Source organism: Amycolatopsis sp. CA-211722 (assembly GCF_056828465.1).
Map to the genome: position 1 here is coordinate 8000796 of NZ_CP184752.1, position 13366 is coordinate 8014161.

Sequence of the window (13366 nt, forward strand, 5' to 3'; positions counted from 1 at the left end):
CCGCCGCGTCGGCCACGCCACGGTGCCGCGCCCACCCCGCGAATCCGCCGAAGTCGTCCTCGACGACGTCCAGCGACAAGATCGCGCGGGCGGTCTTTCGCTCCGGCGAGCTCGGGAATCACTTTCGTTCCGCCCAGGGGTCGTTCGCTTGATCCAAGCCTGCATCCTCAACCCGGGTTGAGCTCAAATGACGAGCCGCCGCGGCGGCGTACGCGGCGCGAAGCTCCTCGGCGACCTTCTCGGGCTCTGCCCGGAGGCGGCTGGGCAGGGTCTGGAGCACCGCGACCCCTGCCGCGGCGTACCTGGCGTTTCTCTCCAAAGTCTTCGCATAAGCCTCCTTCGCGAAATGGAAGTCGTAGGAGTCGATCTCCCAGGCGAGGTCGACTTCCTTGAAGTAGCCGTCGGGCGTCGCGATGTACTCACCGCTGCCGTCCCGAAGTGGCTGGTTCCAGATCGGCTCGGGCAGCCCGGAGAGCCGCCATACGTTCATCGCGTCGATTTCGGCGATCGACCGGGCTCCGGCGACTACGTCACGCAACACCTCACGAGGCATCGCACTACCTCGGTCACTGCCCGCGTTGAGCTCGCGGATGAGGACTTCGGGATTCAGCCGTCCTCGCTGCACGGCCTCCGTCAGCAACGCCCCGACCGGGTCGCGCGCCGTGAGCCTGCGGCATGCGTCGAGAACGGCCCTGGCGAGCGGTGCCACGGGCACACCGTGCACGGTGACCGGCCGCGGCATCCGCGTCGTCCGTTCCACGACCACGAATCCGGAACTGCTGACCTGGCGAGACGCGGGCACCAGCAGGTGGACTCGCTCAGTCTCGCCTCTCGGCCCGCGCAACCCCTGGAGGAGACACGCTTGCAGCCCGGTGACGATCGCTTGTGGCCCTCCGTAGAGGAGGGCGCCTTCGATCACCTGCCGTCGAGTCGGCCGTGCAGGACCGAGCAAAACCACCCCTGGGAGCAGCCGTTGCCACGGGCCTCCCGCCAGGCAACGCCGGTGGCAAGTCCTCTTCGAGACACCGAGCGCCACAAGCCGCGCGACGGTGATCACCCCGTCGCGGCTCAGCTTGTAAAGGGCCTCGTGTCCGCGAGCCCATTCACCGGATCGCACACACAAGATCATCGGCGGCGCCGGCAACCGCCGCCAGCACCGAGTTCACTCCCTGTGGACAACTCGCCACATCAGTCCCACTGTGGATAACTCAGGCGACGCGCCCAATGTGGCATTGGGGACGCTGAGTGTCCCCAATGCCACATTGGGCGCAGCAAGAACCTCACAGCGCAGGAAGCGGAGGCAGAGCCGGAGCATCCAGCCAAGCGTCGAAGAAAGCCGCAAGCGAGCGCCCGGCGAACCGCTCAGCCAGCGCCACGAAATCAGCAGTGGTCACCAGACCGTGCCGGTTCTCCACCGCCCAAGCCTTCACCAGCGGGAAGAACGCCTCGTCGCCGACGGTACAACGCAAGGCGTGCAACAAAAGCCCGCCCCGCTTGTACACCCGCTCGTCGAACATCCGTGCCAGCCCCGGGTCGGCGAGCCGCAGGTCCGCGGGCTTCGCCTTCATCCGGGCGTGCCAGGTCTTCGCCCACACGTGCGCGCTCTGCCCGCCGGATTCCTCGGACCACAGCCATTCCGCGTACGTCGCGAAGCCTTCGTTCAGCCAGATGTGCCGCCAGTCGGCGACGGTCAGGCTGTTGCCGAACCACTGGTGCGCCAGTTCGTGGACGACGAGCCGTTCGTGCGTGCGCCGTCCGTCGACGTGGTTGGCGCCGAAGATCGACATGCCCTGCGCTTCGATCGGGTCGTCGAGGTCGTCGTCGGTGACGACGATGACGTACTCGCCGAAGGGGTACGGGCCGAACATCCGCTGCAGCGACTCCATGATCTGGCCCTGCCGCCCGAAATCGCGCGCGAAGGCCCGGCGCAGGCGCGGCGGGACGGCCGCCCGCTGCGGAACGCCGCCGGAGGCCAGCACGATGTCGTCGTACCGTCCGATTTGGACACTCATCAGGTACGTCGGAGTCGGCTCCGGCCGTTCGAAGACCCACTGGGTGGTGCTCGCGCGCGTGTACCGGGAGACGAGATTCCCAGTCACGGCCACGAGATACGGCGACGACGTCGTAAGTGCGACGCGGTAGGTCGCCTTGTCCGCCGGATGGTCGTTGCATGGGAACCACGACGGCGCCCCGACCGGCTGGCTCGCCACCAGCGAGCCGTCGGTCAGTTCGTCCCAGCCGATGTCGCCCCACAATCCGGGGAGCGGCCGCGGATTGCCGACGTAGTGGACCTCCACCAGGAACTCGCTGCCCACTGCCAGCGACTTCGCCGGCTTCACCTGCAGCTTGTGCGCGCGCCGCAGGTATTTGGCCGGTTTCCCGTTGACCAGCACCCGGTTGATCCGGAAATCGCCGAAGTCGAGCGTGAACCGCGACAGCGCCTGCGTCGCCTCCGCGGTGATGGCCGCGGAGGCCGACAGGCGGTTGGGACCGATCTTGTAGTCCAGCTCCAGATCGTAGTGCCGGACCCGGTAACCGCCGTTACCGTGACGGGGCAGATAGGAGTCGCCGGAGGTGTCCGCGCCGGGCGAGGGCTGCGCGGAGGCCTTCGAAATCACCCGCGAAAGACCCCGCTTTCCTACTTCGTCCAGGCCGAGATGGGATTACCCAGCCAGCGCGAATCGGCGGGAACCGCGTCGCCCCGGGTCACCAGGGAGCCCGGTCCGACGGTCGTCCGCGCGCCGATGCTCGCGCCAGGCAGCACGATACCGTGCGGCCCGAGCGTCGCTCCCTCGTCCAGGGTCACCGGCGACATCGTCATGATCCGGTCGTGGAACAGGTGCGTCTGCACGACACAGCCGCGGTTGATCGTCGCGCCGTCGCCGAGGCTCACCAGATCCGACTCGGGCAGCCAGTACGTCTCCAGCCACACGCCGCGCCCGATCTTGACGCCCATGGTCCGCAGCCACGCCGGCAGCAGCGGCGTGCCGCCGAGCGAACCGATCAGCCACGGGACGGCGAGCGCCTCGACGAAGGTGTCGGCAAGCTCGTTGCGCCAGACGAACGAGCTCCACAAGGGATGGTCGACCGCGCGGAACCGGCCGACCAGCAGCCATTTCATCGCGGTGGCGGTCAGCGCGGCGACGGCGCCGGCGGCGAGCAGCAGCGGCCCGCCGAGCAGCACCGCGACCAGGAAGCCGGACGACGACGCGAGCGCGAAGATCCCGGCGGCCACCAGCACGCTCAGCGCGACGCCGCACATCACCGGCACGATGCGGCAGAGTTCGACGAGCGCGCGGGCCGCCTTCAGCCGCAGCGGCGGCGTGAAGGTGCGGCTCGTGTCGGCTTCGCCGACCGACCGGCGGACCGGCAGCGGCGGCATCCCGAGATACGACGAGCCCTTCTTCGCCTTCAGCGGGGCCGACGACAGGACTCCGACCAGACCGCGTTTCGGCACCGAACGTCCCGGCGCGGCCATCCCCGAGTTGCCGAGGAACGCCTGCTTGCCGATCCGCGCCGGGGCGACGTGCAGCCAGCCGTGGCCGAGCTCGTAGGTGGCGACCATGGTGTCGTCCGCCAGGAACGCGCCACTGTCCACCTGGGTCATCTTCGGCAGCGCGAGCACGGTGGACGCCTCGACGTTGCGGCCGACCTTCGCCCCGAGCATCCGGAGCCACACCGGGGTGAACAGGCTGGCGTACAAGGGGAACAGCCCTTCACGCGCCATGCCCATCAGCCGCTCGGTCGCCCAGACCTGCCAGGCGACGCGGCCGTGCACCGGGTGGTAGCCCTCGACCATGCCGATGCTCAGCGACCGGACGCCGACGAGCACGAGCAGCGCGTAGGACACGAAGTACGCGACGGTCGCGAGCGGCGTGAACAACAGCGCCTGCCCGAGCGCGGCGCCCAGCGAAGCCGTCCTGGTGATCGCGCAGCCGAGCACCGCGACGGCGGGCAGGGCGGCGACGGCAGGCAAAAGACCGAGAGCGACCGAAGTCGCGCCGTAGACCGAAGCCCAGAACCGCGAACGCGGCGGGCGGCTCGACGGCCACTTCAGCGCGTCCTTGCTGGCACGTGCGGCGGGCGCACCGGCCCAGCGCTGCCCGGCGGGCACGTTGCCGCGGACGGTCGACCCGGCCGCGATCTCCGCGCCCTTGCCGATCCGCGCGCCGGGGAACAGCGTGCTGCGCGCGCCGATCCGCGCGTCGGCGCCGATCCGGATCTTGCCGATGTGCACGAGATCGCCGTCCACCCAGTGCCCGGTCAGGTCGACCTCGGGTTCGATGGCGGCACCGCGGCCCAGCTTCAGCATGCCGGTGACCGGTGGCGGGGAGTGCAGATCGACGTCTTTCGCGATCCGCGCGCCGAGAGCCTTGGCGTACGTCGTCATCCAGGAAGCGCCCGCGACACTGTCCGCGCCGCTGAACTCGGCGAGTTTCTCGGCGGTCCACAGTCGCAAGTGGACACTCCCGCCACGCGGGTAGCTGCCGGGACGGACGCCGCGCAGCAGCAGCCGGGAGCCGGTCGCGGAGATCGCGATCCGCCCGGCCGGGCTGAACAGCGCGACCCACGCGACGGCGATCCACACCCAGCTCAGCGTCGGCGCCCAGGCGAACCCGGCCAGCGAAAGCACGTTCGACAGCGTCGCGGCGATCGTCGTCCAGCGCAGGCCGACCAGGCCCATCAGCGGGATCATCAGCAGCGACTGGATGATCCCGGCCTTGCGCGGGGTGGGCGCGATGTCGCGGTGTTCGGTCTTCTCGCCGCTCAGCGCGTCCAGCATCGACGCGAGCGCGCCGAGCTTCGGGTTGGCGTAGATGTCGCTCACCGACACCTGCGGGTGGCGGGTGCGGATCCGCGCGATCAGCTGGGCGGCGGTCAGGCTTCCGCCGCCGTTGGTGAAGAAGTCGGCCTTCGGGCTGTCGACCGAGACGCCCAGGATCTCCGCCCAGCCTTCGGCGAGCCAGCTCTCCGTCGGGGACAGGCCGGATTTCGCGGCGTCCACAGTGGACAGCGGCCAGGGCAGCGCGTTGCGGTCGACCTTGCCGGAGGTGCGCGTCGGCAGGTCGTCGATCAGCGCCAGTAGCGGGACGAGCGCGGCGGGCAGCTGCTCGCGCAGCCGGGTCGCGGCCTCGTCGTGGTCGAACTCGACACCTTCGGCGGGCACGACGTACCCGACGAGCACCTGGTTTCCCGCCTTGGTGCGGCGGACGGCGGCAGCGGCGCCCTGCACGCCGGGAAGCGCCTGGAGCGCCGCGTCGACCTCACCGAGCTCGATCCGGCGGCCGCCGAGCTTGACCTGCTCGTCGAGACGGCCGAGGAACAGCAGGCCCTCGGCCTCCGCGCGGACCATGTCGCCGCTGCGGTACGCGCGGCGCCAGCCCAGCGAGGGCAGCGGCGCGAACTTCTCGGCGTCCTTCTCCGGGTCCAGGTAGCGGGCCAGGCCGACGCCGCCGATGACCAGCTCGCCGGTCTCCCCCATCGCGACCGGTTCGCCCGCCTCGTTCACGACGGCGAGCTGCCAGCCCACCAGCGGCAGGCCGATGCGGACCGGGCCTTCGCCGGTCATCTGCGCGGCGCAGGCGACGACGGTGGCCTCGGTCGGGCCGTAGGTGTTCCAGACTTCGCGGCCCTCGACGGCGACGCGTTCGGCCAGCTCCGGCGGGCACGCTTCGCCGCCGAAGATCAGCAGGCGGACGTCTTCCAGCGCGTCGGCGGGCCACAGCGCGGCCAGCGTCGGAACGGTGGAGACGACGGTGATGCCCTGCGCGACCAGCCACGGGCCGAGGTCGACGCCGGTGCGCACGAGGGAACGCGGCGCCGGGACCAGGCAGGCGCCGTGGCGCCAGGCGAGCCACATCTCTTCGCAGGACGCGTCGAACGCGACGGACAGCCCGGCGAGCACGCGGTCTCCGGGTCCGATCGGTTCCTCGGTGAGGAACAGTTGCGCTTCGGCGTCGACGAAGGCGGCGGCCGAGGCGTGCGAGACCGCGACACCCTTCGGCTTCCCGGTCGAGCCGGAGGTGAAGATGATCCAGGCGTCGTCGGTCGGCGCGGGCGAGCCCTCGACGCCGCCCGGGGAGCCGAGGACGGTGATCGCGCCGCCATCGGTGACGACGGCGGCTACGTCGGCCTCGCCGAAGACCAGTTCGGCGCGCTCGTCCGGATCGTCCGCGTCGACCGGCACATAGGCGGCGCCGACGGACAGGATCGCGAGGATGGCGACGTAGAGCTCAGCGGTGCCGGAGGAGATCCGGACGCCGACCCGGTCGCCGACGCCGACACCGTTGGCGGTCAGCTTGCGGCCGTAGGCGTCGATCTCCTCGACGAGCTTGCGGTAGGACAGCGTGGTCTCGCCGTCGTCGATCGCGCCCGCGTTGGGGTGGCGGGCGGCGGTCTCGGCGAGGATGTCGAGCAGGGTGCGCTCACCGGCGCCGAGCCCGGACCAGAACAGGGCGCGGTCGGCGACGGGCGCGGGCGAGGGGGCGACGGTGACGTCGGCGACACAGGCGATCGGACGGGAATCGGCGGTCAGTGTCATCGGCTCATCACCGCGGGCAGGACATAACCATGGGCGCGCAAGCCCATCACACACCTTTCGCGAAGTGCGTCATTCGGGCTCGCTCTCCGAATGAGGCGCCCGCTAGCAGACCTACGACTTTACCGCAGGTGAACGACATATCTCGGGAGGGTCTCGGCAGAGTGTCGAACCTCACCGGCGGACACGCCGAAACCCGAGGTCATCGGCGTGTCCACCCAGTGAAATATTCACCTACATCGTGAGAAAATCAGCGGGCCTTCGGTTTTCCGGCCGCTTTACCACCGGCCTTGGGCTTTTGCTTCTTTTCCCGCACCCGGACATTCACCCGAACGGGGCTGCCTTCGAAACCGAAACGCTCACGGAACTTCCGCTCGATGAACCGCCGGTAGCCCGCCTCGAGGAAGCCGGTGGTGAACAGGACCAGCGTCGGCGGCCGGATGCCCGCCTGGGTCGCGAACAGCACCTTCGGCTGCTTGCCGCCGCGCACCGGCGGCGGGGTGGCGGCGATGAGGTCGGCGAGCCAGCCGTTCAGCTGGCCGGTGGGGACACGCTGGTCCCACGACTTCAACGCGGTCCGCAGCGCGGGCGCGAGCTTGCGCACCGAGCGGCCGGTGAGCGCCGAGATGTTGACCTTGTCCGCCCACGGCACCCGCACCAGGCCGCGGTCCAGCTCACGGACCATGGCGTGACGGCGGTCCTCGTCGACGAGGTCCCACTTGTTGAACGCGAGCACGCAGGCACGGCCCGCCTCGACGACCATGGTCAGCACCCGCAGGTCCTGCTCCGAAAGCGGCTCGGCCGCGTCCAGCAGCACGATCGCGACCTCGGCCGCGTCGATCGCGGTCTTGGTCCGCAGCGACGCGTAGTACTCCGCGCCGTTGGCCGAGTTGACCCGCTTGCGCAGACCGGCCGTGTCGACGAACCGCCAGGTCTCGCCGTCCAGTTCGACCAGCGAGTCGACCGGGTCGACGGTGGTGCCGGCGACCGAGTCCACGACGGACCGCTCCTCGCCGGAGAGCTTGTTCAGCAGGCTGGACTTGCCCACGTTCGGCTTGCCGACCAGCGCGACCCGGCGCGGGCCGGTGGTGGCGCGGGCGCCGTCGCGCGGCATCGACGGCAGCGCCTTGACGATGGCGTCGAGCAGGTCGCCCGAGCTGCGCCCGTGCAGCGCGCTGACCGGGTACGGCTCGCCGAGGCCGAGCGACCACAGCGACGCGGTGTCGGCGAGCAGGCGGTCGTCGTCGACCTTGTTGGCGGCGAGCAGCACCGGCTTCTTCGAGCGGCGCAGCACCTTGGAGACGGCCTCGTCGGTCGCCGTCGCGCCGACGCTGGCGTCGATGACCAGCAGCACCGCGTCGGCGGTGGCCATCGCCATCTCGGCCTGCGCGGCGACGGAGGCCTGCAGCCCGGTCGCGTCCGGCTCCCAGCCGCCCGTGTCCACCAGCGTGAACCGGCGGCCCGCCCAGAACGCGTCGTAGGCGACGCGGTCCCTGGTCACGCCGGGGACGTCCTGCACGACCGCCTCACGGCGGCCGAGGATGCGGTTGACCAGGGTCGACTTGCCGACGTTCGGCCTGCCGACGACGGCGAGGACCGGCTGCGCGAGCTGCGCCTCCTCCTCGGCCTCGCCCGCGGCGATCTGCGCGTCGAGCGCGGTGAATTCGGACTCGTCGGACCAGGAGCCGTCGATCTCGCCGACTCCATCTAGCTCTGTCATCTACTCAATCCTGTCGCGTGTCTCGGAGCCCGTGCTCCAAGCGCCATTCGTCCAGTGCCTTCACGAGGTCCGCGAGCGCGATGCGAAGCCGCTCGGTTCCCTCCTCCAGCCCTGTCCTTCCCTTCCCGATCGCGGGAGTGAAAGGTTCGCCGACCATGATGTCGACGCGTGGCCGCCAACGCCTCTTGGCGCCGGCGGGTTTGTACGTCCCCCGAGTGGCGACCGGAACCACGGTCGCGTTCCCGGCGCGGACCAGGAAGGCCGCGCCGCGCTCGAAGTTTTCGGCGTCACCGAGGCCGCGGGTGCCTTCGGGGAAGATCCCGACCGCGCCGCCGTCCTCGAGCACCTTGACCGCAGCCATCAGCGGCTTGCGGTCCACCGCCCCCCGTTTCACCGGGATCTGGCCCAGCTTTGGGAAGAACCAGCCGACGAACCCCCGGAAGAGTTCCTCCTTGACCAGGAACGCCGTGCGCCTCGGCAGCATTCCGAAGAGCAGCTGCGGTTCCACCATCGAGCTGTGGTTGGCGATGAACACCACCGGCCCGGACGCCGGAACCCGCTCGGCACCGTGCACCCGCACCCGGAAGGCGGGCCGCACGATGAACTTCGCGATGCCGCGGCCGAACGTGTGGATCGGGCCGCTCGCGCCCTCGGGAAGACCTCGCGCGGTCACCTCGTCGCCTCGGCCGGGCAACCTTCGAGAAGACCGCGGTGCAGGGCGAGTTCGGCCAGCGCGACGATCACCTGGTCGATGTTGAGCGCCGACGTGTCCACCTCGACGGCGTCCTCGGCCTCCCGCAGGGGCGACGCCGCCCGCGTGGAGTCCAGGTGGTCGCGCCGTTCCACGGCCGCCTTCGCGACGTCCACGCTGGATTCACGACCGGCCGCGGAGTCCTGCGCACTGCGGCGTGCGGCGCGGACCTCGGCCGACGCGGTGAGGAAGATCTTGAGCGGGGCGTCCGGCGAGACGACGGTGCCGATGTCGCGGCCTTCGACCACGATGCCGCCGACGCGGCCGAGCACCTCGGCGATGATCTCGCGCTGCCGGGCGACCAGCAGTTCGCGGACGGCGGGAACGGCCGAAACCGGCGACACCGCGGTGGTGACGTCCGCGCCGCGGATCTCGGCGGCGACGTCTTCACCCGCCAGCGTCACGGTCGCTTCGTCCGGGCTGGTCCCGATGCCGATTTCGGCCTTCCGGGCGACGCCGGCGATCGCGTCCGGGTCGGCCAGGTCGGTTCCGGCGCGCAGGACGGCGAGGGTGACCATGCGGTACATCGCGCCGGTGTCGAGGTAACCGGCGCCGAGCTTCGTCGCGAGCTTCCGCGAAACCGTGGATTTCCCGGTTCCGGACGGGCCGTCCATCGCGACCACACCACGCAGGGCTCCCGCCACCGAAACTCTCCTCAGCTCATTCGTCGCTCATCTGATCGACGTCCATTCTGCCTGGTGGCACGCGACACGCCTCAGCCGCCCACGGCGAACCGGTCGACGAGCATGCCGATCCGTTCCGCGCGCGCGGGCGCCGGGAGCCGCCGGCTGCGTTCGAGGGTGACCAGGCCGTGCAAAGCCGCCCAAAAGGTCTCGGTGTAGAGGGCGGGGTCGTATTCGCCGGCTACCGGGCCCACGACCTCGAACAGCGCGCCGAACGCGTCCTTCAACGGCGCCGGACTGTCCGGACTGGCGAAGCTCAGTTCACTGGCGAGAGTGAAGATCGCGTCGTAGAGCGCGGGTTTGCGGTCGGCGAAGTCGAAGTAGTTCTCGGCCAGCCGCAGCAGCGCGTCCCGTGCCCCCTCCGCCGTCCCGGCCCCTCTTCGCATGTCCGCGGCCATTTCGGTGCAACCCTCCAGCGCCGCGGCCGCCATGATCGCCCCCTTGCCGGAGAAATGGCTGTAGAGCACGGGCTGGCTGTATTCGATCTTCGCCGCAAGCCGCCGTGTGGTGACCGCGTCCCAGCCTTCCTCTTCGGCGATCTCGCGGGCGGTGGTGACGATCAGCTGTTCGCGTTGCGAGCGGTCCCGCTCGCGCCGGGGGTTGGTGACCATACGAAGATGCTAGCACTGCTAGACAAGCTAGCAGTGCTAGAGCTAGTGTCCGTCTCGTTCCTAGCGCTGCTAGCTTTCGGAGTCGGAGACCATGACCCGTATCAAGATCGCTTATGTCCTGTCCGCCGCCCTCGTGCTCTTCGTCCTCTACTTCGGTAGTGGTTACGTGTTCTTCCCGGCGACCCAGACGGGTGGCTTCGGGCTGCCGGTGATGCCGTCCGAAGGTGACCCGATCCTCGCGGTCAAGGGCGTCCGGGACATCGGCACGGCGCTCGTGGTGCTCGCGCTGATCCTGTTCCGGAACGCCCGCGCGCTGGGCTGGGCGATGCTCGCGCTGGCGTTCATCCCGTTCGGCGACATGCTGATCGTGTTGACCCACAACGGTTCCGTCGGCGCCGCGCTCGGCATCCACGGCGCGACGTGCGCACTCATGGTCGTGATCTCGGCGTTGTTCCTGATCCGTCCCGCGCGAACCGGACAGTGAGTTACTGTTGTTCACGTGAACGTCGAAGTGACCCCGCTCCCCGGAATAGGCGTCCGCAAGGACTTCGCCACCCGCAACGGCCGCCGCGTAGGCGTGGTGACCCATCGCGATGGGCACGTCGAGCTGATCGTGTCCAAAACGGACGATCCCGACGCCTGCCTGGCCTCACTTCCGCTCACCACCGACGAGGCGGGCGCGCTGGGAAACCTGCTCGGCGCGCCCCAGCTGGTCGCCCAGCTCACCGAGGAGCACCGGGACCTGCCCGGCATCAACACCAAGCAGTTGCCGCTCAAGGCGTCGTCGCCGTTCGACGGCCGGACGCTCGGCGACACGGCCATGCGGTCGCGGACGAGTGTCTCGGTCGTCGCGGTGATGCGGGCCGGACAGGTCCACCCCTCCCCCGCTCCGGACTTCAACCTCACCGCGGGCGACGTGCTCGTCGCGGTCGGCACCTCAGAGGGTCTCGAGGCCGCCGTCAAGATCTTGAAGTACGGCTGATCGCGGATGGATCACACCGCACTGTCCTTGATCGAACTCGGGGCGGTCTTCTTCGGGCTGGGCGCGTTGGGCCGCCTCGCCGGGAAGATCGGGATGTCCCCGATCCCGCTGTACCTGATCGGCGGCCTGTGCTTCGGGCAGGGCGGGCTCATCCCGCTCGGCGACATCGGCGACTTCACCCACCTCGCCAGCGAGATCGGTGTCGTCCTGCTGCTCCTCCTGCTGGGCTTGGAGTACTCGGCCGCCGAGCTGTTCACCGGGCTGAAACGCTCGTGGGTGGCGGGTCTCGTGGACATCGTGCTCAACGCCGCGCCGGGGGCGATCGTCGCGCTCATCCTCGGCTGGGGGCCGATCGGCGCGATCGTCATGGCGGGCGTCACCTACATCTCGTCGTCCGGGATCATCGCGAAGGTGCTCGGCGACCTCGGCCGGCTCGGTAACCGGGAAACCCCGGTGGTGCTGTCGATCCTGGTGTTCGAGGACCTGGTGATGGCGCTGTACCTGCCGATCCTCACCGCGGTGCTCGGCGGGGTCAGCTTCCTCGGCGGGATGAAGGCCGTCGGGATCTCGCTGATGGTCATCACCGTGGTCCTGGTGATCGCGCTGAAGTTCGGCCGCTACGTCTCCGCGGCGGTGGACAGCCCGGATCGCGAGGTGTTCCTCCTCAAGGTCCTCGGCGCGGCGTTGCTGGTCGCCGGTGTCGCTTCGGCGATGCAGGTTTCGGCGGCGGTCGGCGCGTTCCTGCTCGGTATCGCGATCTCGGGTTCTACGGCGGAGAACGCGACGCACATGCTCGAACCGCTGCGGGATCTGTTCGCCGCCGTGTTCTTCGTCGTGTTCGGGCTCAACACGAACCCCGCCTCGATCCCGCCCGTGCTCGGCTGGGCGGTGGTGCTGGCGGTCGCGACCACGCTCACGAAGGTCGGCACCGGCTGGTGGGCCGCGCGCAGACAGGGCATCGGGAAGATGGGCCGGGCCCGTGCCGGAGCGGCGTTGGTCGCGAGAGGCGAGTTCTCGATCGTCATCGCCGGGCTGGCGGTGGCGGCGGGCGCGGTGACCGGCGAACTCGCGGCACTCGCGACGGCGTACGTGCTCCTGATGGCGATCCTCGGCCCGACGGCCGCGCGGATCGTCGAACCGGTCGCCCGGGCTCTCCAGCGCAAGCCTTTCGGGTCGAAGAGCCCGGCCTCCCAAACCGGCTGACCCCGCCCCCGCACGCGCTATGAACGGGCCGTTCCTTGCAAATTTTGCAAGGAACGGCCCGTTCATAGCATCCGGCTAGGCCGTGTCCTGTAAGTCTGTTCGATGGGCTTCGTGATCCAGGTGGTTCCTGGCGGTGCGGGCGGATCGGCCTCGTACCGGGTCGTACTCGGCCGCATCCGCCCGTGCCGTCAGGGACCGCCTGGGCGCGAAGACCGCGAACAAGACTTACAGCATCCGGCTAGCCGCGATCGAGCAACTGCGCGGCCAGCGTGTCCTCCACCCAGCGCTCCCACACCTCCAGCGGCCAAGCGCGGTCACGGGTGAGGATCAGGAACAGCTCAGGGCTGAGAAGCGCGTAGAGGACGTCCGCCGCCCTGTCGACGTCGAGACCGGTGACCGCGCCCGGTTTCCCCATCAGCGCCTTCGCCGCCGCCGCGTGCACGGCGTGGCGCGGGTCCTCCTGATCCGGCCACAGTTCCCGCAGTTCGGGGTGTGCGGCGGTCGCGGTGCGGACCATGTCGGTGACGGCGGCGACGCGTTCGAGCACGGCCCGGCTGCCGGTGACGAGCGCGGCCAGCGCCTCGCGCGCGTCCGGCGCGTCCGTCACCCGCGCGAACCACGGCCGCTCCATCGTCGCCAGTGGACCGTCGTCGCCGGCGATCGCGACGTCGACCAGTTCCTTCAGCAGCGTCTGCTTGTTGCGGAAGGTGAAGTAAATCGTCTGGACCGCCACGCCCGCCCGGTCCGCGACCTGCTGAAGCGTGGTCGCGCCGTAGCCGTCGGCGAGGAAGAGCTCCGTGGCGGCCGTGATGATCCGCCGCCGGGTTTCCGCCGCCCGCCGGGATCGGGCGCCCTTGACACCACTCATGACTGGAGTC

11 protein-coding genes are annotated in these 13366 nt (G+C 69.9%); 3 read left to right on the top strand and 8 right to left on the bottom strand.

Features of this window, described 5'->3' with window-relative positions; genetic code table 11:
- Nucleotides 1–118 precede the first annotated feature (118 nt).
- The 7 genes from ACOCEP_RS36555 to ACOCEP_RS36585 all read right to left on the bottom strand — a co-directional run bounded on the left by ACOCEP_RS36555 (nucleotide 119) and on the right by ACOCEP_RS36585 (nucleotide 10303).
- A complete protein-coding gene (locus ACOCEP_RS36555) occupies nucleotides 119–802 on the bottom strand; it encodes a hypothetical protein (RefSeq protein ID WP_482334219.1) in 684 nt (227 codons plus the stop codon).
- Between the two features lie 478 nt (nucleotides 803–1280).
- A complete protein-coding gene (locus tag ACOCEP_RS36560) occupies nucleotides 1281–2618 on the bottom strand; it encodes a M1 family metallopeptidase (RefSeq protein WP_482334221.1) in 1338 nt (445 codons plus the stop codon).
- 20 nt (nucleotides 2619–2638) lie between these two features.
- Entirely contained in the window at nucleotides 2639–6541 is a 3903-nt protein-coding gene (locus ACOCEP_RS36565) for a Pls/PosA family non-ribosomal peptide synthetase (protein ID WP_482334222.1), read from the bottom strand.
- A 247-nt stretch (nucleotides 6542–6788) separates the two neighbouring features.
- Nucleotides 6789–8258 (bottom strand): ribosome biogenesis GTPase Der, encoded by a 1470-nt coding sequence (gene der, locus ACOCEP_RS36570; protein WP_482334224.1) that lies wholly within the window; start codon nucleotides 8256–8258, stop codon nucleotides 6789–6791.
- A gap of 4 nt (nucleotides 8259–8262) precedes the next feature.
- Nucleotides 8263–8931 (bottom strand): lysophospholipid acyltransferase family protein, encoded by a 669-nt coding sequence (locus ACOCEP_RS36575; RefSeq protein WP_240593121.1) that lies wholly within the window; start codon nucleotides 8929–8931, stop codon nucleotides 8263–8265.
- A complete protein-coding gene (gene cmk / locus ACOCEP_RS36580) occupies nucleotides 8928–9632 on the bottom strand; it encodes a (d)CMP kinase (protein ID WP_482339884.1) in 705 nt (234 codons plus the stop codon). Before cmk ends, ACOCEP_RS36575 begins: the two co-directional genes overlap by 4 nt.
- Nucleotides 9633–9724: 92 nt before the next feature.
- Nucleotides 9725–10303, bottom strand: a complete 579-nt coding sequence (locus ACOCEP_RS36585) for a TetR/AcrR family transcriptional regulator (RefSeq protein WP_482334226.1) — start codon at nucleotides 10301–10303, stop codon at nucleotides 9725–9727.
- Nucleotides 10304–10394: 91 nt separating this feature from the next.
- Here ACOCEP_RS36585 and ACOCEP_RS36590 point away from each other — a divergent pair, with 91 nt between their 5' ends.
- From ACOCEP_RS36590 to ACOCEP_RS36600, 3 genes are read left to right on the top strand one after another with little or no spacing between them, the layout of a single operon-like run.
- Nucleotides 10395–10787 (top strand): DUF4267 domain-containing protein, encoded by a 393-nt coding sequence (locus ACOCEP_RS36590; RefSeq protein ID WP_482334228.1) that lies wholly within the window; start codon nucleotides 10395–10397, stop codon nucleotides 10785–10787.
- 15 nt (nucleotides 10788–10802) lie between these two features.
- Complete coding sequence (locus ACOCEP_RS36595; protein ID WP_482334230.1) at nucleotides 10803–11285, top strand: cation:proton antiporter regulatory subunit; 483 nt, start codon at nucleotides 10803–10805, stop codon at nucleotides 11283–11285.
- Between the two features lie 6 nt (nucleotides 11286–11291).
- Nucleotides 11292–12488: a cation:proton antiporter gene (locus tag ACOCEP_RS36600; protein WP_037348144.1), complete on the top strand. Its 1197-nt coding sequence runs from the start codon at nucleotides 11292–11294 to the stop codon at nucleotides 12486–12488.
- A gap of 238 nt (nucleotides 12489–12726) precedes the next feature.
- On the opposite strand, the gene ACOCEP_RS36605 is transcribed toward ACOCEP_RS36600, so the two are convergent.
- Nucleotides 12727–13356: a TetR/AcrR family transcriptional regulator gene (locus tag ACOCEP_RS36605; protein WP_482334232.1), complete on the bottom strand. Its 630-nt coding sequence runs from the start codon at nucleotides 13354–13356 to the stop codon at nucleotides 12727–12729.
- Nucleotides 13357–13366 lie beyond the last annotated feature (10 nt).

Coding starts and splice junctions, on each gene's coding strand:
- ACOCEP_RS36565 (WP_482334222.1), bottom strand. CDS start 6,541: ATGACACTGACCGCCGATTCCCGTCCGATCGCCTGTGTCGCCGACGTC.
- ACOCEP_RS36585 (WP_482334226.1), bottom strand. CDS start 10,303: ATGGTCACCAACCCCCGGCGCGAGCGGGACCGCTCGCAACGCGAACAG.
- ACOCEP_RS36605 (WP_482334232.1), bottom strand. CDS start 13,356: ATGAGTGGTGTCAAGGGCGCCCGATCCCGGCGGGCGGCGGAAACCCGG.
- ACOCEP_RS36600 (WP_037348144.1), top strand. CDS start 11,292: ATGGATCACACCGCACTGTCCTTGATCGAACTCGGGGCGGTCTTCTTC.
- der (WP_482334224.1), bottom strand. CDS start 8,258: ATGACAGAGCTAGATGGAGTCGGCGAGATCGACGGCTCCTGGTCCGAC.
- ACOCEP_RS36590 (WP_482334228.1), top strand. CDS start 10,395: ATGACCCGTATCAAGATCGCTTATGTCCTGTCCGCCGCCCTCGTGCTC.